This is a genomic window from Streptomyces cellostaticus (assembly GCF_023630175.1).
Classification (GTDB): domain Bacteria; phylum Actinomycetota; class Actinomycetes; order Streptomycetales; family Streptomycetaceae; genus Streptomyces; species Streptomyces cellostaticus_A.
The window spans coordinates 1-22103 of record NZ_JALLIN010000065.1 but is presented as its reverse complement, the minus strand read 5'-3'; the positions used below and the strand labels follow the sequence as shown (position 1 = coordinate 22103).

General features: G+C 69.4%; 15 protein-coding genes and 2 pseudogenes. 10 read left to right on the top strand and 7 right to left on the bottom strand.

All coding sequences use genetic code 11. From position 1 onward, the window contains the following. Nucleotides 1–349: 349 nt before the first annotated feature. From MXD57_RS29215 to MXD57_RS29185, 8 genes and pseudogenes are all read left to right on the top strand, one after another. Nucleotides 350–1003, top strand: coding sequence for a hypothetical protein (locus tag MXD57_RS29215; protein ID WP_250405189.1), 654 nt, complete (start codon nt 350–352; stop codon nt 1001–1003). 11 nt (nt 1004–1014) lie between these two features. Continuing rightward, nucleotides 1015–1398, top strand: coding sequence for a hypothetical protein (locus MXD57_RS29210; RefSeq protein ID WP_250405182.1), 384 nt, complete (start codon nt 1015–1017; stop codon nt 1396–1398). Between the two features lie 401 nt (nt 1399–1799). Continuing rightward, nucleotides 1800–3314 carry a hypothetical protein gene (locus MXD57_RS29205; RefSeq protein WP_250405181.1) on the top strand — a complete coding sequence of 505 codons (1515 nt, stop codon included), beginning with the start codon at nt 1800–1802 and terminating at the stop codon, nt 3312–3314. Between the two features lie 119 nt (nt 3315–3433). Further along, a complete protein-coding gene (locus MXD57_RS29200; protein WP_250405188.1) occupies nt 3434–5296 on the top strand; it encodes an ABC transporter ATP-binding protein in 1863 nt (620 codons plus the stop codon). Nucleotides 5297–5570: 274 nt separating this feature from the next. Beyond that, nucleotides 5571–5831: pseudogene (locus tag MXD57_RS31915) on the top strand (NUDIX hydrolase); the annotation flags it as partial. A gap of 112 nt (nt 5832–5943) precedes the next feature. Beyond that, the gene (locus MXD57_RS31910; protein WP_308290958.1) at nt 5944–6069 is read left to right on the top strand and encodes a hypothetical protein; all 126 of its coding nucleotides are present in this window, start codon (nt 5944–5946) and stop codon (nt 6067–6069) included. Between the two features lie 295 nt (nt 6070–6364). After that, nucleotides 6365–10636, top strand: a complete 4272-nt coding sequence (locus MXD57_RS29190) for an nSTAND1 domain-containing NTPase (RefSeq protein WP_250405180.1) — start codon at nt 6365–6367, stop codon at nt 10634–10636. A gap of 19 nt (nt 10637–10655) precedes the next feature. Continuing rightward, a complete protein-coding gene (locus MXD57_RS29185) occupies nt 10656–10931 on the top strand; it encodes a hypothetical protein (RefSeq protein WP_250405179.1) in 276 nt (91 codons plus the stop codon). A 188-nt stretch (nt 10932–11119) separates the two neighbouring features. On the opposite strand, the gene MXD57_RS29180 is transcribed toward MXD57_RS29185, so the two are convergent. From MXD57_RS29180 to MXD57_RS29150, 7 genes and pseudogenes are all read right to left on the bottom strand, one after another. Then, nucleotides 11120–12496: an MFS transporter gene (locus MXD57_RS29180; protein ID WP_250405178.1), complete on the bottom strand. Its 1377-nt coding sequence runs from the start codon at nt 12494–12496 to the stop codon at nt 11120–11122. Nucleotides 12497–12572: 76 nt separating this feature from the next. Then, on the bottom strand, nt 12573–13064 hold the full coding sequence (locus tag MXD57_RS29175) for a nucleoside hydrolase (protein ID WP_284506258.1): 492 nt from the start codon (nt 13062–13064) through the stop codon (nt 12573–12575). 92 nt (nt 13065–13156) lie between these two features. Continuing rightward, a pseudogene (locus MXD57_RS31665) lies at nt 13157–13303 on the bottom strand (SUMF1/EgtB/PvdO family nonheme iron enzyme); the annotation flags it as partial. Between the two features lie 72 nt (nt 13304–13375). After that, nucleotides 13376–14338 (bottom strand): hypothetical protein, encoded by a 963-nt coding sequence (locus MXD57_RS29165; protein WP_250405176.1) that lies wholly within the window; start codon nt 14336–14338, stop codon nt 13376–13378. 28 nt (nt 14339–14366) lie between these two features. Next, nucleotides 14367–15386, bottom strand: a complete 1020-nt coding sequence (locus MXD57_RS29160) for a TolB family protein (RefSeq protein ID WP_250405175.1) — start codon at nt 15384–15386, stop codon at nt 14367–14369. 242 nt (nt 15387–15628) lie between these two features. Further along, entirely contained in the window at nt 15629–16561 is a 933-nt protein-coding gene (locus MXD57_RS29155) for a hypothetical protein (protein WP_250405174.1), read from the bottom strand. Then, the gene (locus tag MXD57_RS29150) at nt 16554–17180 is read right to left on the bottom strand and encodes a hypothetical protein (RefSeq protein WP_250405173.1); all 627 of its coding nucleotides are present in this window, start codon (nt 17178–17180) and stop codon (nt 16554–16556) included. The genes MXD57_RS29155 and MXD57_RS29150 overlap by 8 nt, the downstream gene beginning before the upstream one ends. 259 nt (nt 17181–17439) lie before the next feature. Here MXD57_RS29150 and MXD57_RS29145 point away from each other — a divergent pair, with 259 nt between their 5' ends. Beyond that, the gene (locus MXD57_RS29145) at nt 17440–21636 is read left to right on the top strand and encodes a WD40 repeat domain-containing protein (protein ID WP_250405172.1); all 4197 of its coding nucleotides are present in this window, start codon (nt 17440–17442) and stop codon (nt 21634–21636) included. 132 nt (nt 21637–21768) lie between these two features. Next, entirely contained in the window at nt 21769–22041 is a 273-nt protein-coding gene (locus MXD57_RS29140) for a hypothetical protein (RefSeq protein WP_250405171.1), read from the top strand. Nucleotides 22042–22103: the final 62 nt, after the last annotated feature.

The following is a 22103-nucleotide window of genomic DNA, read 5'->3' as shown; positions in this document are numbered from 1 at the left end:
TTGAGCAGGAACGACGCAAAGGAGACCGCCGCTTCGCAGGAAGGGCGGTCTTCCTGTCACGCTGGCCGCATAGGCCGCTCTCGCCCCAGCAGTCGGCAACCTCGACCTCCACGCCCGCCAGTACAACACCGCCACCGGCCGCTTCACCCGACCCGACCCCGCCACCCGAGACCAGGCGACGCCCTACGTCTCGCCGTACGCCTACGCCGACAACACCCCGACCCTCTATACCGACCCCAGCGGTCTGACCCCCGCCGACCCCGACGACGAGCACGTACACAGCCTCGGCCAAGTCCTCGGAATCTTCGGCAACGCCTTCGTCGACGTCTTCAAGTCTCCGTTCGTGTTCATGGGGGACGTACACGACGCCTTCACCGGCGAGAACGGCGGCGCCGGCGGCTTCGTCGACAAGTACCTCCCCATCCGCCCCGCCTACCGCCTCTACCGCGCCGAGAGCATGCTGCGCGATCAGGGCTGCGACGCCTTGGCCGACCTGTACGGGGACGCGGCAGAGGAACTCACCCAACAGATTGCCGTCACCGGGGTCGGGGGGCTCACCGGCTGGCGCCGGGACGTCTACGAGTCCGAGACTTCCGTCCTGCGATCGGAAGGAGCGGTTCCGAAACGTGGTGTGCTCGATCAATCCGCCAAGACGTTCGATGAGGCCGAAGGGCGCATAGCCGAGCTTCTCCTGTCCGAGGGGAAGAACGTAACGGCGGTCGTAGAGTCGGTCATTGACGGTGTGAGAACTCCGGATGCCGAGGTGAACGGAGTCAGAACGGAGTTCAAGAGTCTGGAACCGGGTGCCTCTCCGAACACCGCCAAAAACGCACTGAACAAGGCAAAGGGGCAGGCGCGGCACGCCATCATCGATGTGCGTGGAACTGGACTGAGCGAAGACTGGGCCCGCGATGGACTGGGCACGTTCTTGCGCAATAGTCCGCCCGGCCGGATGGAATACATCCGGATCGTAGGAGACGGCTACGACATCACCTACCCCTAGGAGCAGAATCGATGACCGCATATCACGAGATCTTTATGCATCCCGGTCACCCCGAGGAGACGCTCCTGGCGGACCTGGCCGAGGCCTGCGGTGTGAGGTTGCGCCTCATTGGCCGTGAGGGAGTGGACTACGCCGCAAGCGTAGGGGACGCAGCACTCGAGCTCGAGCTGGATCACGACTACGAAGAGGACAAGGGCGTCCCGTTCGAGCGCTACCGCGCGGTGCTGACCGTTCGGGACTTCGCCGGCGACAAAGATCGGGAACGGTTGGTGGCCGAACGTCTCTTCCATCGCCTAGCAGCTCTCCAGCGGTACTGGCTCGTCCTGGTCCACGACCTCCAACGAGTCATCGACCGCAGTGCCCCGCCGGGAGGGGATCTGTACCCGCCGGTCTAAGAACTCCTAACGGAATGCGGGTGTCACTCCTGTGTGCCGTTGGGGTGATGAGAGAACGTGATCCGCAACCGCAGCCGGCTGACGATGTGTTGTCCAGAACTGGACAGGGCCCAGCCGGCTCCAGGTCGGCGGGAGTCCAAGCACCCGGGGTGTCGCCGTCTGATCAGCCGTTGGACGGACGGGGTGCGAGATGCCGCGCGACGACTGCACGTATCCCGTCGACGTTCGCTCCGTCGCGCAGTCCGCGCTTCGGCAGCAGGGCCATTCCGCCCACCGTTTCGTCCCCGCCGGCTGCTGTACCGCGCCACCGTCCGATAGCCGAAAGCCCCGCGTTCACACCGCCGGATGACCCGCGGCGAGAACACGAGGGATGCCCCCGCAGCCGGCCCTCGGGTTTGCCCATGACCGCGAAGGTTCCCCTGAAAGAGACCGCTCTCAACGCCGAGCGCATCACCCGCATCAGCGAAGTCCACGGCGTATGCCCCGAGTTCGACGCCGAGGGCTTCGAGGTGTCGGTGATGGCGGACCTTCCCCGGCTGGAGCTGAGCGCCCGGATCGCCCGGACCAGCCAGGGCCTGCACGACCACCTGCCGGTCGGCGGCACCGACGCGCTCGACGTCCTGCTGCGCTCGCTGCCCCCGACGCCCGCGGCCGCCGGGGTGACCAACGACTTCGGGCTGCACATCTACCGCCCGCACTCCGACCACGTCTCCCGGTACCTGCGCACCGCCGAGCAACTGGACCGGTCGCTCGCCGCGCTGGCCCGCATGACGGGGTACTTCTCCGCCGAGCTCCCGGTGCGGCACTTTCTCGCCGACTTCCCCGACGAGACGATGAAGGCCGTCGACGCGTGGAGCCGCGACGAGGACTTCCGTGTACGGCGGCTGGCGAGCGAGGCCACCCGGCCCCTGCTGCCCTGGGCACCACGGATCGCGCTCCCCGCCGGCGCGGGCCTCCCCGTCCTCGAGACCCTCTACGACGACCCGCACCTCTACGTCCGCACCTCCGTGGCCAACCACCTTGGAGACATCGCCGCCACCCAGCCCGAGCTCGTGCTGGACACGCTCCACCGGTGGAAGGCATCGGGCCGGGTCACCGGCGAGCAGTTCGCCTTCCTCGCCCGCAACGCCCTGTTGAACCGGCTGACGGAGGGTTGGCCGCCCGCCTACGCCCTCCTCGGCTACCCCCACGACGCCCCCATCGCCCTCACCCCGCTCATCCTGCAACGCACCGAACTCCGCGACGGCGACACCCAGGACTCCTCCGCCGCTCTCACCGCCACCGCGACCACCCCCGTCCACGTGATGCTCGTGATCGCCACCACGGGGCCGAGCGGCCGGCCACGGGAAAAGGGTGGCCTTCGTGCGCCGCGCCACTGCCGAGCCGGGCCAGGAACTACGGCTCGCCAAGGCGCACCCGCTGCGCTCGACCGCACGCTGGAAGGTCTCCCCCGGCTCCTACTCCCTCGCCCTTCAGGTCAACGGCCGCCGCTTCCCCGCGGTCGCCTTCACCGTCCTCGACTCCTGACCGCGCGCCCGCCCTTCCAGCCCCGACCACCCGCCCAGGCCGCCGCCGTACGCCGCGGCCCTGGTTCGTGCTGCCCGCAACCCCCCGAAGGAGTGATCCGACCTGATCGAACGAGTTTGAACGGCGACATCCCAGAGCTCGCACGGCTCAACCCCGGCACGAGAACTCACGTTCACAGAATGCCCTCAGAGCAGGCCGTGACGGGACCAGATCCACCGCGTTTTTTAGAGCATCAGTGCCACACCGACGCCCAGACGGAGGACTCCATGCATCCCACTCTCACTTCCTTGCAGCAGCCTCCCGGAATCGAACGGCGGCCCGGCTGGCCCATGCACAGCGTTGACGGCACGCCCAGCTCAGAACGCCCGGATACGGGGTGGGCGGCATGAGTGAGCCCACCGATGCATCAGGCGACAGCGTTCCGGGACCGCGCACCACCACCGCGCCGTCCCCCGCCCCCTCCTCCGCTTCCACCCCCTCGGCAGCAGCCACCGCGCCCGAGGCGCAGATGCGGTACGTCGACCTGACCGGAAGCCGCGAGGCGGCCGGCCGCTCAATCCGGATGCGCGACATGGCCCGCCGCCTGCCGCAGCTGGTCCGCCGCTCGCTGGCCCTGGCCTGGCGCGTCGACCGGCGCGCGACCGTCGGCCTCCTGCTGTGCCAGCTGATCACCGGCGTGATGCAGGCCCTGGGACTGGTCGCCATCGCCGGCACCTTGACCGCCCTGCTGCGCGACGGCGACGTCTACCACCGCCTCCTTCAGGCATGGCCCTCCGTCGCCCTGCTCGCCGGGGCCGCCGGCGTACGCGCACTCCTCGGCATCACCGTCAACTGGCTCTCCTCCCGGCTGGGCCCGCTGATGTCCCGCGAGGCCGAGCAGATGCTGCTCACCGGCTGCGCCGAGGTCGAGCTGTGCGCCTACGACGACCCCGACTTCAACCGCGACCGCGAAGCCGCAGACAGGGGCGCCCAGGTCACCGGCGACCTGATCAACGAGGGCCAGGACCTGATCGCCTCGGCCGCCGCCTTCCTCGCCGGAGCGATCGTCCTTGCCGGCGTGCACTGGGTCCTCCTCCCCCTCCTCGTCGCCGCCAGCCTCCCGCAGGCCCTCGCCCAAGTCAGCGCCGCCCGCGTCCGCTACCTGGCCAACCTCCGCAGCAACGGCGACAACCGGATGCTGTCGGTCCTGCGCTGGCACATCTACACCAAGGACGCCGCCGACCAGATCCGCGCCGGCACCATGGCCTCCTTCCTCTCCGATCGCTACCGCAGCACCGTCGCCCGGATCAACCGCGAAGACCGGGCCGCGGCCGACCAGGGCGCCCGCATGTCGCTGTTCGGCGCGATGTGCGGAGGGCTGGGGTCGGCCGTGGTGTGGGCGGCGGTCGTATGGCTGCTCGCGACCGGCCGGATCACCGTAGGGCACGCCGGCACGGCCGTCTTCGCCTTGCAGACGGTCGGCATGTCGGTCCGCGGTCTGGTGGCCGTCGGCGCCCGCGCGGTGCGAACCGGACTGTACATGGACGACTGGACCGGGTTCCTCGACAAGGCCGGCGGCTTCCGCATGCGCCGGGGCCCGCACCACCCCGCGCCGCCGGAGACGATCGAGGTCAAGGCGGTCACCCACCGCTACGCCGGCAAGGACCGCGACGCCCTTTCCGGCGTTTCCCTCACCCTGCGCCGCGGCGAGGTCACCGCGCTGGTCGGCTTCAACGGCTCAGGGAAGTCGACGCTGTCGAAGCTGGTCAGCGGCCTCTACCTCCCAACGGACGGTCAAGTGCTCTGGGACGGCGTCCCCACCGACGATGCCGACCCGCAGGCCCTGTGGCGGCAGGTCGCCCTCGTACCGCAGGACTACGCGCACTGGCCGCTGACCGTGCGCGAGAACGTCACCCAGGGCCAGCCCACCGCGGGCGGCGACGCGGCGGTCCGCGAGGCGTGCGAGGCGGCCGACGCCGACGAGGTCGTCGACAAGCTCGGCGCCGGCCTGGACACCCTCCTGGCCCGCGAGTGGCTCAACGGGGAAGAACTCAGCGGCGGTCAGTGGCAGCGCATCGCCCTGGCCAGGGCATTCTTCCGCCCGGCCGGTCTGCTGGTCCTCGACGAGCCGACAGCCAACCTCGACCCCCGCGCCGAGTACAGGATCTTCCAGCGGCTGCGGACCCTCGCCCGGGACCGGACGGTGCTGCTGGTGACCCACCGCATCACCAACGTCGCCATCGCCGACCGCATCGTCGTCCTCGACGAAGGCAAGATCGTCCAGGAGGGCACCTACGCCCAGCTCTCCCAACAGCCCGGCCTGTTCCAGCAGTTGCTGTCCTATCAGATCACGTCCGAGTCGGACGGCGACAAGCACGAGACCCCCGCGTGAGCCGGCCCGGCGCCACCTCCGCCCGCCCCGCCGAAACGCCCGCCACCGCTGCGGACACCTCTGCTCCTCTTCTGCCGTCCCGAGGTGATGACGTGCCGCTCAGCCGCTCCCACATCCGCAAGGCCGCCGAGGCGTACCTGGCCCGGCATCCGCACGAACGGAACCCCCTCGCCGAACTGCTGTCCCTCCTGGAGGGCGACGACCACCCGACCGACCGCGCGACGCTCCCGGCCACATCACGTGCAGCGCGGCCGTCATCGACCGTGAACAGCGCGTGCTGCACATCGGTCACCGAGGCACGGGGCTGCTCCTCAACCCGGGCGGCCACATCGAGAGGGACCGAACGCTGCTGGCGGCGGCCCTGCGGGAAGTGTGCGGGGAGGTACCCGGCCTCCGCCTTGAGGATCTGAAGCCCTACGCCGTGGAGACCGCCACCAGCATCGACGGCCTCAGCGTTCCGATCCAGGTCTTCGCCGGCCAGTGGCGCGGCAGCCCCGACCGGCTCGCGCTGCACGAGGGTGTGCTGCTGCGATGGTTCGCGCCCGACGAACCGGACCGGCTGCGCCTGAGCCCCGCCACCCGGGACCTGATTCGCCGGCACGCGGCCGAGAATCCCCCGGACGAGAAAGCCGGCCGCGGCTCCTCCCGTGTGGGACGGGGGCAGCCGGGTGGTGCTGAACGGCGTCGGGGTCCACCTCCACCTCGAAGACGACGACGGCCGTGTGCTGCTCGGTCTGCGTCACCCCGAGTCGAAGTACGCGGGCGACACCTGACACTACCTGGCCGTTCATTAGGCAAGTCACTTGTCGGAACCAAGGTTGTCGGTTGCTCCGGACTCTCGAAGAGAGCTCCGGATTCCTTGTGTTACGGGGCAATCTCTCCGACGGCTTCGTTCCTCAACAGGTACCGCCCGTCGAGCGGAGCGGTCCGGCCAGCTTGGCGGTTGGTTGTGCGCCGGGAGTCGTGATCCCCCGGGCACGTTCCGCCGGCTTCTTGTTGTGCGATGCCGCTGGGACGGAGATGCTGACACGTCACGTGCTGGGCAGCGCGGTAGCGATGGGGGATTGCATGGCTTCTGTTCGGGGGAACGACGTCCTTGAGCCATCACAGGTACGGATCTGCTCGGCCACTGGCGAAGTGGTCGGCGCTGGGTTCCTCATCGCCGCCGATGTCGTGTGCACCTGCGCGCATGTCGTAGCCAGAGCCCTCGGAATACCGGATGGGGCGGAGTCGGCCCCCAACAAGCCGGTGGACCTCGACTTTCCACTGTTAGGCGGTCGCCCCTCAGCTCGAGCGACCGTGGTGTGCTGGCGGCGTGGCGGGGCGGATGTCGCACTGCTGCGGCTCGACGCGGCCGTTGAGGGGGCCCGTCCGGTTCCGCTCGTCGACGGGACCGACGTGTGGGGGCACACGTTCCGGGCGCTCGGCTATCCGGCCGGCGCCGACGGGGGCGTGTGGGCCTCGGGCACGTTGCGGGCCGGGCAGGGCTCGGGCTGGGTGCAGATGGAGGCGCACGAGCCGGGGCCTCGGATCGTAGGAGGGTTCAGCGGGTCGCCGGTCTGGGACGACCTGCAAGATGGCGTGGTCGGGATGACGGTCGCCGCTCACCGGGGCGAGCGCACCGCGTATCTACTGCCGTCAGGTGAGCTGATCGACGAGGAGACGCTGAGGCCGCGCTGTCCGTTCCAGGGACTCGCGGCGTTCACCGAGGACGCGGCGGAGTTCTTCCATGGCCGTGACAGTGACACCGCCCGCGTGTACACGGCCGTACGCAGACGGCCGGTGACACTGCTGGCGGGGCCCTCGGGATGCGGGAAGTCGTCCCTCGTACGGGCAGGGGTACTGCCCCGGCTGCGGGCCGAGGGCCTGAGCGTGTCCGAGCTGCGTCCCGTACCTGGCGTGCGGGCCTCTGTGGTGTTGGCGCGGGCGCTGACGAGGGTCCTGGAGCCAGCTCTCGGCGAGGTTGAACGGCTCACCAGAGCGGAGGAGCTGGCCGGGTTGTTGGAGGCTGGCGACGATGTCCCGGCTGAGTTGCGTGGCAGGGTCCTCGCCCGTGGAAAGGGCGCCGGGCACGTCCTCTTCGTCGACCAGCTCGAGGAGTACGCGGCCGCCGAACCAGCCGCTGCACGTGGCCTGTTCGAGTTGCTCGCCGCCTTGGCCGGCAAGGTCGGCACGACGACGTTGCGGGTTGTCGCCACCACGCGGCCCGACTCCCTTGATGTGCTGGTGACGGCCGGCACGTCCGACCTCGTCAGCGATGCCGTGCAGTTCCTGGCGCCGTTGGCCGGTGGCGACCTGAAGCAGGCTGTGACCGCGCCTGTCGACGCCGTGCCGGGGCTGTGGTTCGAGCCGGGGCTGCCCGAGCGGATCGTCACGGACGCTGGCGACGAGCCCGGACGTATGCCGCTGGTCCAGTTCGCCCTGACCGAGCTGTGGAACCGCCGTACCCGCTCGATGCTTACCCACGCTGCCTATGACGAGATGGGCGGCGTAGCGGGCGCCCTCGTCGGATACGCGGACGATGCCCTTGCCGAGCTGTCGAGAGCCCAACAAGACTGTGCTCGAAGGCTGTTCGTGCAGTTGGCTCGCCCCGGTGACGGTGACGCCTTCTCCCGACGGCCTACCCGCATCGCCGATCTCGCACCGGAACTCGTCGATCTGTCCTGGGAACTGGCCCCCGGCAGGCTCGTCGTCCTCTCCCATGAACCGGGAAGTGGGGAGAACGAGGAGATCGTAGACCTGGTGCACGAGGCACTGACCCGACTCTGGCCGCGTCTGAGGCAATGGCTGGCCGACTCCCGAGACTTCCGCCTCTGGCAGGAACAGCTACGGGCTGACCTGCGCCGCTGGCAGGCACAGCACGGCGAGTCCTCTCGGCTGCTGAGCGGCACCGACCTGGAAGAGGCCAACCGCAGGCTGACCGAGCACGCCCGGGACATCTCCGCCGACGAGCGCCGCTACATCCGACTCAGCCGGCGCCATTCTCGACGGGGTACCCGCGTCCGGCAGGCCTTAGTCGGGACGCTGGCCGTGCTCACGGTGCTCGCCTTTGTCCTGGCGCTGACCACCTTCCAGAGCCTTAGGCGCACCGAGCAGCAGTTGCGTACGCAGGCCGCAGGCCTGCTGGCCCAAGCGGCCGAAGACCGTCCGCTCAGCGACGCCAGCACTGCACTGCAACTCGCTCTGGCCGGGTGGAAGACCAAACAAACGGACAAGACCCGCCAGGCGCTGCTGAACCAGTACGTTCGCGGGCAGTACCTCGTGGGCAGCTACCCGTCGCTGTGGCAGGGTCGGTTCCTCGGCATGGATGCCACACCGGACGGGCGCACCCTCTTCGTACGGTCGAAGACGTCCGGTGCCCGGCTGACGATCACGGTGATCACGGGAGCCCTCGACGGCAAGCCTCGGACCCAGACGTTGAGCGGTGTCCCCGAAGGGGACCTGCTGACGGCGGCAAGTCCGGACGGCCGCTTCTTCGCCGCGATATCCGAACCCGGGTCCGGCGTGCGGCTGTGGCATCTGAGTGATCCGAAGCATCCCGTCGTTCTGGATCACACCAATCGCGAACTCGCGGAGAAGGTCGGTGGGCACCTGGACTTCAGCAGCGACGGAGAGCGACTGCTGCTGACCGCGAACGACAACTCCCAGCAGTGCTTCAGAACCCCCCAGAAGTGCACTCCCGCCTTCGCGGAGGCATGGCACGTGCCCTCGGGCACCCCCATCCGGACCGCCAAAAAACTTCTGCCCAGCGAAGGACTGTCCCAGGCAGCTTTCACCTCGGACCCCGACACCGTTGCGATTGTCAGACGAATCGCCACTCAACGAGATAAGCGCATCTGGCGCATCGAGCTCAAGACCCTCGCAACCGGCCGGGTGAACGACCAGTTCACCCCGTCTGACGGCTATGACGACGTGGAGCTCCGGGCTGGTGGTGAACTCCTGCTCACAAGTGACGCCGGTGACTCCACGTCCGCCCCCCATGACTTGCCCGCGTACACCCACACGCTTGGCCATACGATCGGCCAGTTGACCAGAATCCCCGCAGTGGATAACGACGCGGATACCACCGGCACCTACGGTCTGCGGACCTGGATCGATGAGCCCGAGGACGGCGGCTACAGCGAAATAGGCCTGACCGACCTGCGCTCCGGGCAGAGCTACCGCACCCGTATCCCGATCGCGGGTGGCAAGCCCTACACGCTCGCGGCGGCGCCGCGACCCGGAGGCGAGCTCACCGTCCTGGTACCCGTGGGCACGGCGCTGATGGCGGTGCGGGCCGAAGCAGCGGGCGGTAAGGAGTTCACCGGAGACGGCGATGGCGAAAGCTTCTCCAAGTCACCCGACGGACGCTTCATCGCCCGGGTATCAGACCAGTATCTCGAAGTACTCGACGTCACTCGAAAGAGTCACGAGCAGGTGCCGCTCCCGGGAGGAGACTGGAAGACCTCCTGGACCGCCGACTCGCGGCGGATCGTGGTGTGGCGCGAATCCGGAAGCCTCTGCTGCTCCTTCTCGGTCCCGGACCTGAAAGGCAGCGTGCCGCTCGATGGCACGGAGCTAAAGGCGAAGGAGCTCGACGACGTGGCCCCCCTGGAGGGCAGCGAGATCGCCCTGCTGACCAAGGACGGCTCACTCACCCGTGTTGACGCAGCCGACGGGACCCTGCTCACAGCGCCGTTTCTGGTCCACCCCGGCCCCAACTTCGATGACGATCCGAACAAACTCCTCATCGGGAACCGCAACCAGGTCCTCGCCCGTCCCGGGCATCCGGGACAGGTTGTCGTCGCCACCAGGACGGGAGACCGGAACGGCGAGGTCCTGCTGTGGGACATCCCCAGTCGGCGCCGCCTCGCCGTCCTGACCGGGCCGTCCATCACCGTGCCGTTCACCTCCAACATCCACACCGGGTCGTTCGCCTTCGACGCAGACGGCTCGCACCTCGCCGTGAGCGTCGAGGGTATGCAAGTGCGCATATGGGACGTGGATCGCAAGAGACAGTTGGAGGACATCGCACACGGGGTTTCGGGCCACCTGGTCGGCTTCGGGCCCAGCAGCACTGTCGTCACGCACGACAACTTCGAGAACAGGGTTCAGATCCATGGGCTGACAGGCGAAAGCATCAACGCGCCGCTGACTGTTCCCGTCCAAGGCGGGGATTCGGCGATGAGCTCGGTGCACGGCGACCGCCTGACCATCGACTCCTACTTCGCGAGCCAGACCTTCAGCCTGGACCCCGAAACCCAGTTCCGCACCCTGTGCACCGCCGCAGGCCGCGACTACACCTCAGGCGAACGCAAGCTGCTGCCAGCGGGTACCCCGTCGAACCCGCCCTGCGCCTGAAAGGTCGGGCGACCGCAGCGTGCCTGCCGCGCCCCTCCTTCCTGCGCAGCCCGCCGCCGACACCGTAGAGACTGCGGCGGCCCGGGCGGCGATGGTCGCCCGGCTCGAGGAAAGCGGAGCGCTCGGCCCCGGACCGGTGCGCGAGGCCCTGCTCGCACTGCCGCGCCAGATCCTGATGCCCCAGGCGTACGTGCGGCGCAGCGCCCCCGACGAGACCCCGCCGGCACCGGACAGGTGCCCCGAGCCCTGCGTCCCGTCCTGCGCCGATTGGTGCACATCGACCTGGTCGACGTGAACGCGCGATGCTTCACGCGGCCCGCGCCGTACTCGAACCGGTCCGCGGAACGTGCACGGTCGACGTCTTCACCGGCGCCGCCCACACCTTCGCCCCATTGCTTCTTGAAGGCGTCCACCGTCTGCCGGGCCTGCGGGGGAAACCCGGTCCTGTCGAGAACCCGGTCCTGTCGAGTAAGCGGGCAGCGTTCATCGATGACCTCCGGCCCTGTGCTGTGAGGGCTGGTCTTGTCGGGACACCGGGGCGGGCTGTCGGCCCGTCCGGGTGAGGAGGAACAGCGCCGACGGCGAGGCCGCCGCGGCGATGACCGCGGTGACGCAGAACGTCCGGACGAAGTCGGGGGTTGCCGGCTGCTCTCCGTGGAGCAGGACCAGCAGCGCCAGGCCGATGGAGCCGCCGATGTACTGAGCCGTTGTCACCAGGGCGCTCCCGGTCGCGTTGCTCGCCTGCGGGAGGTCGCGGGTTCCGGTGATGAACATGGCAGTGAACGCCATCCCCTGTCCCAGGCCGCTGAGCAGCAGTCCCGGCAGGATGCCCGGCAGGTAGCCGCCCTCAGCGCCGACGGCCAGGGCGAGCACCACAAGGCCGGCCGCACCAGTGAGGAACGCCGTGGACAGCAGTCGCCGCAACGGCAGTCGGCTGGCCAGCCGGCCCGCCACCGTGTTCCCCACGGTGATGGCGCCGGCCAGCGGGAGGAAGGCCATGCCCGCGGCGAGCGCGCTGTAGTCCCATACGTCCTGGAGGTAGAGGGTGACGAGGTAGAACTCGGCTCCGAAGCTCGCCATGTACAACCCCGCCACCAGGCAGGCCACTTGAAGAGTCCGCACACGCAGCAGGGCTCGGGGCACCAGCGGCCTGCGCCGCTTCTGGCTGAGTGCGAGGAATGCTCCGGCCAGGATCGTCGCCGCCAGCGCGGCGGCGACGACGGGGAGGGAGGGCTGGGCGCGGGAGAGTTCGGTGAAAGCAAGGACAAGGGCCACGACTGCGGCGGACGCCGAGAGCGTCGCCGCCGTGGCGACGGGAGCCCGGGTCCCGGCGGAGGAGGAACGGACCGCGTTCCCGGCGGCGAGCAGACAGACCGCCACGATGGGGAGGTTGATCCAGAAGATCCACTGCCAGGATGCCACTGCCAGGATGCCTCCGCCGGCCGTGACACCGAGGGCGAGTCCGACCGCCCCCGTGGTACCCCACACGCTCACGGCCCGGTCGCGCTCCGGACCCGCGGGGTAGGCGGAGCTGAGCAGGCCCAGCGTCGCGGGCACCAGTAGGGCAGCCGCCACCCCTTGACCGACCCGCGCGGCGATCAGCACCGAGGCGGAGGACGAGAGGGCGGCTCCGATCGAGGAGGGGGCGAAGAGCAGCTGGGCGGTGAGGTACACCCGGCCGGCGCCGAAGACGTCCGCCAGCTGCCCGCCCAGCAGCAGGAACCCGGCGAAGAAGATCGCGTACGCGCTCACGATCCTCTGCAGCGCGACCGCGGAGAAATGGAGGCTTGTCCCGATGTCGGGCAGCGCGACGTAGATGATCGAGAAGTCGAGCGCCACCAGCAGCTGCGCCCCGGCCAATGCCGTCAGTAAGCGGGCACCCGGCGTCGGAAGGGAGGAAACGGGCACGGTCGGCCAGCCTCCATAGGTCAACTGGTCAGCCCAGGGCGGTGAGCGCCGCGATGAACACGTCCCAGAACCGTTCGGTGTCCAGTCGCGTCGCCACCTGGGCGTTGGGGGTCCTGCCTGTGGCACCGTAGAGGTCGATCACGGTCGCGCCGTGGGTGAACTCCCCGTGCAGTTCGATCGAGACGGGCGCTTCGACGCATTCCACGAGGCTCGCATCGAGCACACGGGCGATGGCGACGGGGTCGAGGAGCGGCGCGTCGGGCAGATCCCAGATCTGGTCGTAGGTGCTGGAGCGGAATTCGAGGAGGGCTGCCGACGCCTTGCTGATGTGCGTGCCCACGTCGGTGATCCGCTGCGGCACGTCCCGGGTGACCGGTGCCTGGTGCGTGACGTTGAGGCCGCAGTGAGCGCGCCGGTCAGCGCGTAGACGTCGTCGGCGGGGACGATGGCGGCGGCTGAGTAGTCGCCGAGCAGCAGCGGCAGGTTCCCGGAGTCGCTGGCGATGATGCGGTGTCCGCAGATGACGGCCTGCGCGACGGAGAGCGAGAAGGGCTCCCCGTGCGCGCCCCGGTCGATGGTCGGATGGACGATAGCGGGATCGAACCGGCCGTAGTTCCAGTTGCTCGGGATCTCCACATGGCCGGTGTCCTTGAGGAAGACTGCGAACTCGTCATTGGCCACCGGGTATTTGGCGATGTTGAAGGCTGGGATCTGGAGCGTGTGGCGGGGGCATTCCCTCTCCACCCAGGACCGCTGCACGCCGAACTGTGTGGCGTCGGCGTGCAGTGCGTCGACCTCGCTGTCCGGCGTTCCGAGGAGTGCCCGGCCCCGCTATACGGTCTGCACGGCCGCAACCTGCCATTTGGCGAAGCCGGTCTTGTGTAGTTCCAACACGACGTCGTGTGCACCGTTGACGGTGGTGGGTAGCAAGCACAGACGCTCGAAGAATTCGATACCGGCGTTGGAGAGCAAAGCGGCCGTGTCGGACGGGAAGAAGTAGCTGCCTCCATAGCAGGTGACGGGGGCACCGTACGCGTCTGGGTGGGTGCGTAATTGCTGGGCTGCTGAGTCCGCGACGCCGGGCGCGGCCAGGGCGGAGGCGGCTTCGACGTCGTCCTGCTTAAGGGCAGTGAGGAAGCGGTGGACGGTCGGTCGTTCCGTGGTCCCGTTCGGCGAGGTTGGGTTGACCTTCCGTCCGTTCCAGCGAAGGTCGACTTGGTAGTCGAGGCTAGGAAATGCTGCCGGGTCGTCGTCCTGCTGGGTTGACCATCGGGCGGTTACGGCACCGTTTTGGTAGCGCAGCATTTGGACGCTTGCGTTCTCCCCACTCTTGACGCCACGCAGATGCAGGTTGCGGAGGTCGACGGAGCCCAGCAGGGCCGGGCCTCTGGTGTAGAAGGCGATGACGTCGGGCCACGGCACGCCGCCCGCGTCGCATGTGATGACGGCTGCGGCATCCTGCTGCCGGTCGCCGTCCAGGTCACCCAAAGCGAGCAGGTTCCGTTGCGACGTGGGCCGATCGATCCAGCCGAGTTGCACCCTGCCGTGGGTGCTGGGGATGCCGGGAAGCCGGCCATGGACCAGTCGGCCGGCGGGGTGCCCGCAGGCGGCCGGGACGGGAGCTGTGAGCAGGCTCTGGGCGGTGATCGGTGATCCGGCCAAACCGCCGGCCTCGCCTTTTGAGGGGCGGCCGCTCGTGGTCGTTCCACCAGCCTGGCGCTGGGGAGCCGTGTGCTCGGAGGAGCAACCTGCGGCCAGGGTGCTCACGAGCACCGCGGACAGCAGTGCGGTCATCGCACGCGAGGGGGTCACGACGTGTCTCCTAGCTCATGGTCCCCTGCTCCGGCGCCCAGCGTAAAGCGGTGGGCGCGGCCGGGATTGTGACGCGCTTGTGATCGATTTCCACTCGAGCGACACCGACCGTGGTGGTTGCCGGATTGCCGCCCTGGTCGAGGGTGTAGGCCATGTCGCCAGAGATCGTGGCTAGTTGACCGTGCGGTCCGCGCTGGGCGGATACGACGTGCTGGGCGACGGCGCTGATCCGCCCATGTGGGGACAGCTCGAAGAGGGTGGAGGGCAGCTTCACAGGACTGTGGACCGCGGCGTCCCGGGCAGGGGTGCGGCAGACGGGCCCGGTGTCGAAGCCCACCACATCCAGTGTGCCGTTGGCGCTGTAGACCAGGTCGCGTAGACGCCACAAGGTGCGGATGCCGCCCGGCAGCGGTCGGCGGAGCGGCGCCTGGTCTTTCTTGGCGACCGTATAGAGGACCGAGGGCGGGCCGATGCCGCAGACGTCGGTGTGGTCGCCGCGTTCAGCTGCCAATCGCTCGCCCTGCGCGGCGGCGGCGTACGCGCTGTAGGCCGACATCGACGTGGTGGCCGGCAGCTGGGTGAAGGGTCGGGCCAGGCCGTCGATTCCGGTGCGGTCGATGGTGACGGGCGAGGTGGAGTCCTCGTAATGAGCCAGCAAAAAACCACGGGCGAACGGGACGGGGGTGGCCGCTCCGGTAGTGATGAGCGATTGGCTGACACTGCCTTCGAGGGGGTACCGCGTCAGATGCCCATCACTTCCCGCTCCGACCACTCCCTTGCCGTCGACCACCAGGGCGTCCGGCGCCAAGTCCACTGGCCAGGCCTTGCTCTGCGGCTTCGCCCCGGTCAAGCGGACCTCGACGATCTGGGTGCCGCGGTCGGCGGTCAACACCCAGGCGATCTTCCGGCCGTCCGCCGACCAGGTCAGCGCCGACAATCGCGGCGCCGTCTCGCTCTGCGGCGGAGGAGGACCGATACGTCGTGCTCGGCCGGTGTCCGCAGACCACAGATACACCCCGGAGCCGGCCACGACCGCAAGAGTGTCGTGGGAGGCGGAGGAGCCGGAGCCGCCCGATGCCCCGCCGGCGAACCGACACCCCGCTGCCAGGAGCACTAGGACGACGGTCAGCACCGCCCTTACGGTCGGGTACCGGGCGGGCGCTGCGGCCACAGCGTAGCGACGAGCGCGAAGGGCAGCCGGGCCCCCGATGAGAGCTAATGGCCGCCCGGCCGTCTCGGACAGTCGCGTGACCGCGCCGGACTGCTCCGCGATCACGTGGCAGACCCGCCGAGGGCCTCCCGCACTGCGTTCCGCGTGGCGGGGTCGGCAGCCTCGGCGAGCGTCTCCCATGCCTGAAGCGTGCGCAGCCCAGTGGAGCGGCCCACGGAGGCTGCGACGACGGCGGAGTCCGTCCCGGCGAGGTCCGCGACAACAGGCAGCGGCTCGGCCTGCCACGGCGCGTAGGGGTCCAGGTCGGGCAGATGCGCGATCGCCGTGACGCGGCCGGCCAGCTCGACGATAGGCAGCAGGTGCACGGACTCGTCTCCGGATACAGTGGTGAAGCGCAGGACGAGAACGCGTGGCGGCCGCGCAGGACCGGTGGAGGTGGCCTCCACCTCGTAGCCGGCGCCGCCGGGCAGTGCGCTGACAGCCAGGGCCAGTTCGTCGTCCGGGAGGAAGATCTGCCGGTCGGCGCCGCTGGCGGCTTGGGCGGCGGTCGGACGTGCCAGGTGCGGCAGGGTGAGAGCGGTGCCGCGGGTACTCGTGCGGGGGCGCCCCAACAGCCGCAGCTTCCAGGGCAGAGCTGGTACCCCGGCCAGCGAGGCACAGCCGAAGGCGTCAAAGCGGGTCACCGCGTGCAGGGCGGGGCTCAGACGGAGGTGCAGCGTGGCTTGGTCGAGAGCGTCGGAGCGCTCAGGGTCGCAGTTGACCGACAGTTCGATGCGATAGGTGCCCTCACCTTCCTCGACGGCGACAGCAACCAGATCGAGATCCTCGGTGTCGATCTCCTGGTCGGGCGCCTCCGGGGCGAAGCCGGCTGCATCGAGGCGTTCCAGCGCCGCGGCCAGACGCGTCTGAGCGCGCTCGCGCGCTCGCTGCTGTGCTCGCCCCTCTTCGTGATCGACGGCGCCGAGGAGGACGTCAGCCAGCTCGGCGGTGGAGCGGCGGCGCGCAGCGCCCTGGTCGTCCTGTCCGTCAGCCATCCGCCTCAACCTTTCCGCGCTGTCCTGGCCAGCCTGTGCGCAGCGTTGACAGAGCGCGGCGCAGTCTTTGCCGGCAGCGGTTCTCGAACCGGGTCTGCTCTGCGACCGGAAGGTCGGCGTATGCCTCGCGGCGGTAGTCAGCGTACGCCTGATAAAGCCGAGCGAAGTCGTGCCGCTCGCTGCTTCGCAGCAGGGTCTCGACAAGGAAGCGCTCGTCGGCGGTGAGGCCGAGGGCCGCCATGTCACGTCGCAGGTCCGCCCATTGGACCTCCTCCGGCAAGAGCAGCTCCTCCACGGCGCCCGCCACGGGCAGCACGCTGGGGTCGTGAGGGTCGGAAGAGGGTGCCTCCTTGTGCGTCTGAGTGAGGAGCCGCCGGATTGCCCCAGAGGCCGCGGCCATGATGGTCGCGTTGATGTCCCGCACCGCCCCCGCGGACCACTGGCTCCATAGCCACTCGCGTTCGCACTGGATGTCTTCCAGTATCAGGGCCAGCACGTCGTCACCGTCGTAGGGGCTGCGGTTACGCAGCTGGCGGTCCCCACGCTTTCGGATGCGCTCTGCGCGCTCAAGGACCAACTCGGCCAGTTCGAGCTGGCGTTGATCCCCCTCATCGGCCATGTGTCAACTCTTCCACACATCGCGGCCACCTCGTGTACGTTCTGTCCAAAACGGCCAGGAGCAGGGCGGCAGGCGGCTGTAGGCCAGGTGATCGAAAGGTCCGACCGAGGTGATGATGCGGATGCGGCTCTGGCGCAAGACTGGCCGGAAGGCTCCTGCTCCGCCCCGCAGCGCCGGGCCGGCCGCATCTGCTGCGGCCGCCTTAGGCGTGCTCAGTGAATGGGCGCGCGAGGACCGTGCCAGCCGTTCGGGGTCCGCCATGGCCGCAGCGGTGCGCGCGGAGGCGCTGGCCGGGGGCGAGAGGAGTAACGCGGAGCGCTTTCGACGACTGGTAGGTGCAGACTGCGTCTGGTGGCGGGCGTGCGCCGAAGCAGCGGCGCAGCGTCCGGGATGGCTCCTCTCCGCCCTGCGCTGGCTGGAGGAGGGTGAGACGCGGTCGGCGGCACCGGACACGGCCGATGACGACCTGCGGTACGCCGCCGAGCTGCTCACCGAGAACGCGGGCGGTCTGGAACTGTCCTCCCACCGACAGCGCGAGGACGCGGCTGCCGTGCTGGATCGCACGCGGGCGGCCAGCGCGGGCAGCGCTCATCTGCGGTCGGCAGCCCGGGCGATGGCTGCGACTGCGCTCGCGGTCTCCGAGCGAGCCGACCTCATGCCCGACGACGACCTTGCGAGCCTTTTGGGCGAGGCGGCGGAGCACTGGAAAGGGGCGCATGTGTGGCCCCAGCCGACCCCGGACAGTGCCCTCGCTCTTCCCGCCCCGCCCCCGGCCACCCCGGACCGGCTGCGACGCCCCTGGGAACTGCTGCGGGGCACGGGGGCGGAGTCCCGGCAGGTGTGCGCGGCGGCCGCACAGATGTGCCTCCCCGGCTCCGCGGTGGGCCGCAGCGAGCGCATCGACATCCTGGTCGCTGTTCCGGCGGGCACCCCCGAACCATCGGGACAACAGCGCTGGCAGGGCATGGTGGGCTCGCTGACCGTCACCGTGCTGCCCCAAGGGCCGCCCGGACTGTACCCGGACCTCGCGCGCATGGGCTTCTTCCTCGGCGACGAGCAGTTCAGCGCCTCGCTGCGCAGCGCCTGGTGGTACGCCACCGGCGGCGAGGCGGCGCGGACGGCCGAGCAATGCGTCCTGTGGTGTGTCCACCTGCCCGAGCAAGCCCACCTGCGCGTCGACGGCCCTTCCTTCGGCGCCGCCCTCGCCCTGGTCCTGGCCGAGCTGCTCGGCCCTCCCGGGCCGTGGTATCGCAGGCTGCCACCTCCGCTGACGTCCTACCTGCGGCTGCGCCCGCGCACCGCGGTGACCGGCTCCGTCGACGCAGAGGGGGGAATCGGCCGGATCGGCCACCTCGAAGTCAAGCTTGCGGCGGCCGGCGAGGTCAAAGTCCGCGTGGTCGCGCCCCAGGCCAACCGCCGCGCCGAACTCGCCGCCGCCGACGACGACGTCCGCTGGGTCAGCACCGTCCACGAGGCGCGGCGGCACGTGCGTGAGCTGGACCGACACCGCAGGAACATCACCGCCATCGTGCTGGCACTGGTCCTGATCGGCTCGGGAATCTACGCCGGACTGCAGCACTTCGCCGATGAGCAGGCCCTGCGCACCCGGCGCGCCGCGGTCGCCGACCGGCTGATCGATGCCGCACGACAGAAACTCACCACCACCCCAGACCTGGCCACCCGTCTCATCCTGGAAGCAGACGCACAGCACAGCACGCCCGCCGTGCAGGAGGCCCTGCTGGGCGACCTTGCTGCCAACGGCCAGCTCGCACACGTGCTGCGCGGCCACTCCAACGTGGTGACAGCCGCCGCCATCACCGCGGTCCACGGCACCACGTACGGGGTGACCGGAGACTTCAACGGCGACTTGCGGGTGTGGAACCTGGCCACCGGTGCCTCTGCCTCCGTCGTGAGCAGAGGGCACCGGCACGTGACCGGTCTGCTGGTCAACCCGCTGCTTCCCGATCACCTGATCTCGGCGGGCTCGGAGGGAGAGATCACCTTCTGGACCCTCACCGCAGCCGGCCACCTGGTCCTCAGCGGCGGCTGCTGCCAGGGAAGTCTCAACGCCTCGACGGTTCTCGGAGAGGCAGTGAGCCCCGACGGCGCGACGCTCGCCGTGATCCAGGAGAACGGCACCTTGACCCTCGTCCGCACGGCCACCGGACAGGTCATCAGCACTACCAAGCCGCTCGCCCAGCTCGGTGACGCACCGACGGCGGCCGCCCGAGAAGCGGAAACCCTCACCGCCGTGACCTTCGGCACGAACGCGCACACCGTGTATCTCGGCACCAGCAGCGACACGACGTTCTCCGATGAGCAGGGCCCCGGTCACGTCTACCGGATTGCCGTCCCTGCCCACGGAAGTCCCACAACGAGCGCGCTGGCCACCGGGCAGCACGGAGGCATCTCCGCCCTGCGACTACTTAAGAACACGCTGAGCGACGACGAACAGTTGCTCATCGGGACCGCACAGGGACTGCAGGCCTACGACATCACCGCCCGAAAAGACGCGACCGACTTCCCCGTTGCAGGCGTCGACAGCACAGTCGAGGACATCGGAGTCGGCCCTCAACACGTCGCGGTGAGCACCGTGTCCGGGTCCTACGTCCTCGACGCGCTCAACCTGACCCCGAAGGGCGGCGTCCGGGCAGGCGTCCGGGCCATCGCCCTCGATCCGCGGGAGACTTATCTCCTGACCGCCACCGCCTCCGGCGAGCTGTACGAGTGGAACCAGCAAAACCGCCCGCTGGCCGAGGGCTTGGAGCCCACGGAGGTGGCCTGGAGCCTGGCCTACGCGCCCGACCGAAGCCTGCTCGTCATGGCCGCCGGGGGATCACTGCGACGCTACCCGGATCCCCGACGCCTTCGGGACGACGGCGTCAGCGGGTCGTCCACCTATCAGACCATCACGTATCCGCAGGCGTTGCGGCCGCAGTCCCTGGTCGTCGCCCGACACGGCGGTCATACCTATGCCGCGATCGGCGACTGGAGCAACAGAACCCAAAGCGTGCTGATCGTGGATGTCGACTCCGGTAAGACGGTGGCGACACCCGCCCTGGACCGGGCCACCCGGCAATGCGAAGGCGTACGCGGAATAGCTTTCACCCCAGACGGCTCGCGCTTCGTCGTGGGCTGCTGGAACGACAGCACCCTGTCGATGTGGAGCACCGGCACCTGGCAGCGACTGCGCTCCACGAAGCTCGCCGACCAGCACATCCAAACCCTCGGCGTCTCGCCGGACGGCACCACGATCGTCGCGGGCACCGCACCGACCCACCCGGACTCCGAGGGAGACCCCGCCTCAGTGTGGTTCCTCTCGGCCGCCACCCTGGCGCCCAAAGCACCACCGGCGGTCGCTCACCCCGGAGGCGTGACCGCGCTGGCCTTCAACGACGGCCGCGCGTACACCGGCGGGTTCGACGGGCACCTGCGCGCATGGAAGTTAAACGGAAAGCCGGTCCGGGACAGGACCATCGCGGCAAAGGTGTTCGCCGTGACCGTCACCAAAGACCCGGACCTGCTGGCCACCTCCACCACCAACGGGATCGGCTTCTACGACGCCGCCACCCTCGAGCGGACCGGGCCGTCGATCCCGCTGACGGACCCCAAGGCATTCCTGTCCGCCCTGGCGGTCAGCCCGGATACCCGGCTCCTCACCGCTACGGCCGGAGCAAACCAGGACCCTCCGGTGACGTCCATGCAGCAATTCCGGCTCGGCCGCGACCAATGGACCGACGAGGCCTGCGCCATCAGCGGCGGCGACCTGAGTGACGCCGAGTGGGCGCGGTACGGAGACGTGGGACTCGACAGGCAGCCCCTGTGCACCGGCCACGACCGTGCCTCGTCCCCGCCCCGGCCGTCGCCTCCTCCGACCGAATCCGGCGTGACGGGAACCGGAAAGGCGGCTCTGGTCCCGGCCTCGGGGCCGACCCGACCGCAGCATCACGCTGACTGCCGGGACTTCGGCGCGGCAGCGCACCAGACCTGCCACACCTTCGACGGCGGCCGCTACGCCTGGGTCAGCACGCGTTCCGGTGGCCGGCAGACACTGGCTCTGTACCGCTCGGAGAGAACGAACTGGCGAGCGGTGCTGCATACGCCCTCGGACACCCGACCGGAACGGGTGCAGATCTGGGCCGCCACCACGGCGCCGAGAGAGAAGGCCGTCGCCGTACTCGTGCACTACCAAGGCAACCACGACTCCACCGCCCTGTCCGTCGTGGAGGACGGAAGAGTGCGCTACAGCATCACGGGCTCTGCCACGGTGGTCCGACCCGAACGCGGGGCGCTGCACCTGTGGAACCCCGGCTACATCTCCACGGACGCCTTGTGCTGTCCGACGGGCGAGGTCTCCACGCTGATCGGCAGGGCGAGCGACGGCTCGTGGATGACACGCGATCAGCAAGCCGTGCCTCGCACTCAAGTACCTCCCTCTTCCGCTCCCACGCTGTAAAGGACGCAGGGTTCACCTTGCCGCACCTTTCCTGTGATGCAGCTCACCCCCTCTCCGCCGTCACAGAGGACTCCTGATCCGCTCCACCCCTCCTTGACAGCCCGTCACCGGGCCCTACAGGAGGAGAAAGCCATGACCGGCGTACCCGACATGATCACGACGGCACAGTCCACCGTGGAAGCGGCAGGCGTCTCCGTCGAGCTCACCCCGCCGTGGATGACGGTCTTCGCGGCGCTGCCCCTGATGTTCGCACTGATTAGCAGGGCCCTGCCGCGGGACCAGGGGGCGGACACGCGGCCCGCCGAGACCGAAGAGAACGCGGCGGCCATGCTGCGGCTGACCGGCATCATCGCGGTCTTCACGATCGCCATCTTCGTGGCCACCATCATCCTGCCCCTGCTGTGAAGGCCACCGTTTCGCCGCCCGAGGGTGAAACTCTCGGGCGGCGAAACCGCGGAGCCCCCAAT

What these genes read in the sequence shown, in the direction of transcription:
- MXD57_RS29215 (WP_250405189.1), top strand. Translation starts at nt 350, where the DNA reads ATGGGGGACGTACACGACGCCTTCACCGGCGAGAACGGCGGCGCCGGC.
- MXD57_RS29210 (WP_250405182.1), top strand. Translation starts at nt 1,015, where the DNA reads ATGACCGCATATCACGAGATCTTTATGCATCCCGGTCACCCCGAGGAG.
- MXD57_RS29205 (WP_250405181.1), top strand. Translation starts at nt 1,800, where the DNA reads ATGACCGCGAAGGTTCCCCTGAAAGAGACCGCTCTCAACGCCGAGCGC.
- MXD57_RS29200 (WP_250405188.1), top strand. Translation starts at nt 3,434, where the DNA reads ATGCGGTACGTCGACCTGACCGGAAGCCGCGAGGCGGCCGGCCGCTCA.
- MXD57_RS29190 (WP_250405180.1), top strand. Translation starts at nt 6,365, where the DNA reads ATGGCTTCTGTTCGGGGGAACGACGTCCTTGAGCCATCACAGGTACGG.
- MXD57_RS29165 (WP_250405176.1), bottom strand. Translation starts at nt 14,338, where the DNA reads ATGACCGCACTGCTGTCCGCGGTGCTCGTGAGCACCCTGGCCGCAGGT.
- MXD57_RS29155 (WP_250405174.1), bottom strand. Translation starts at nt 16,561, where the DNA reads ATGGCTGACGGACAGGACGACCAGGGCGCTGCGCGCCGCCGCTCCACC.
- MXD57_RS29150 (WP_250405173.1), bottom strand. Translation starts at nt 17,180, where the DNA reads ATGGCCGATGAGGGGGATCAACGCCAGCTCGAACTGGCCGAGTTGGTC.
- MXD57_RS29145 (WP_250405172.1), top strand. Translation starts at nt 17,440, where the DNA reads ATGGCCGCAGCGGTGCGCGCGGAGGCGCTGGCCGGGGGCGAGAGGAGT.
- MXD57_RS29140 (WP_250405171.1), top strand. Translation starts at nt 21,769, where the DNA reads ATGACCGGCGTACCCGACATGATCACGACGGCACAGTCCACCGTGGAA.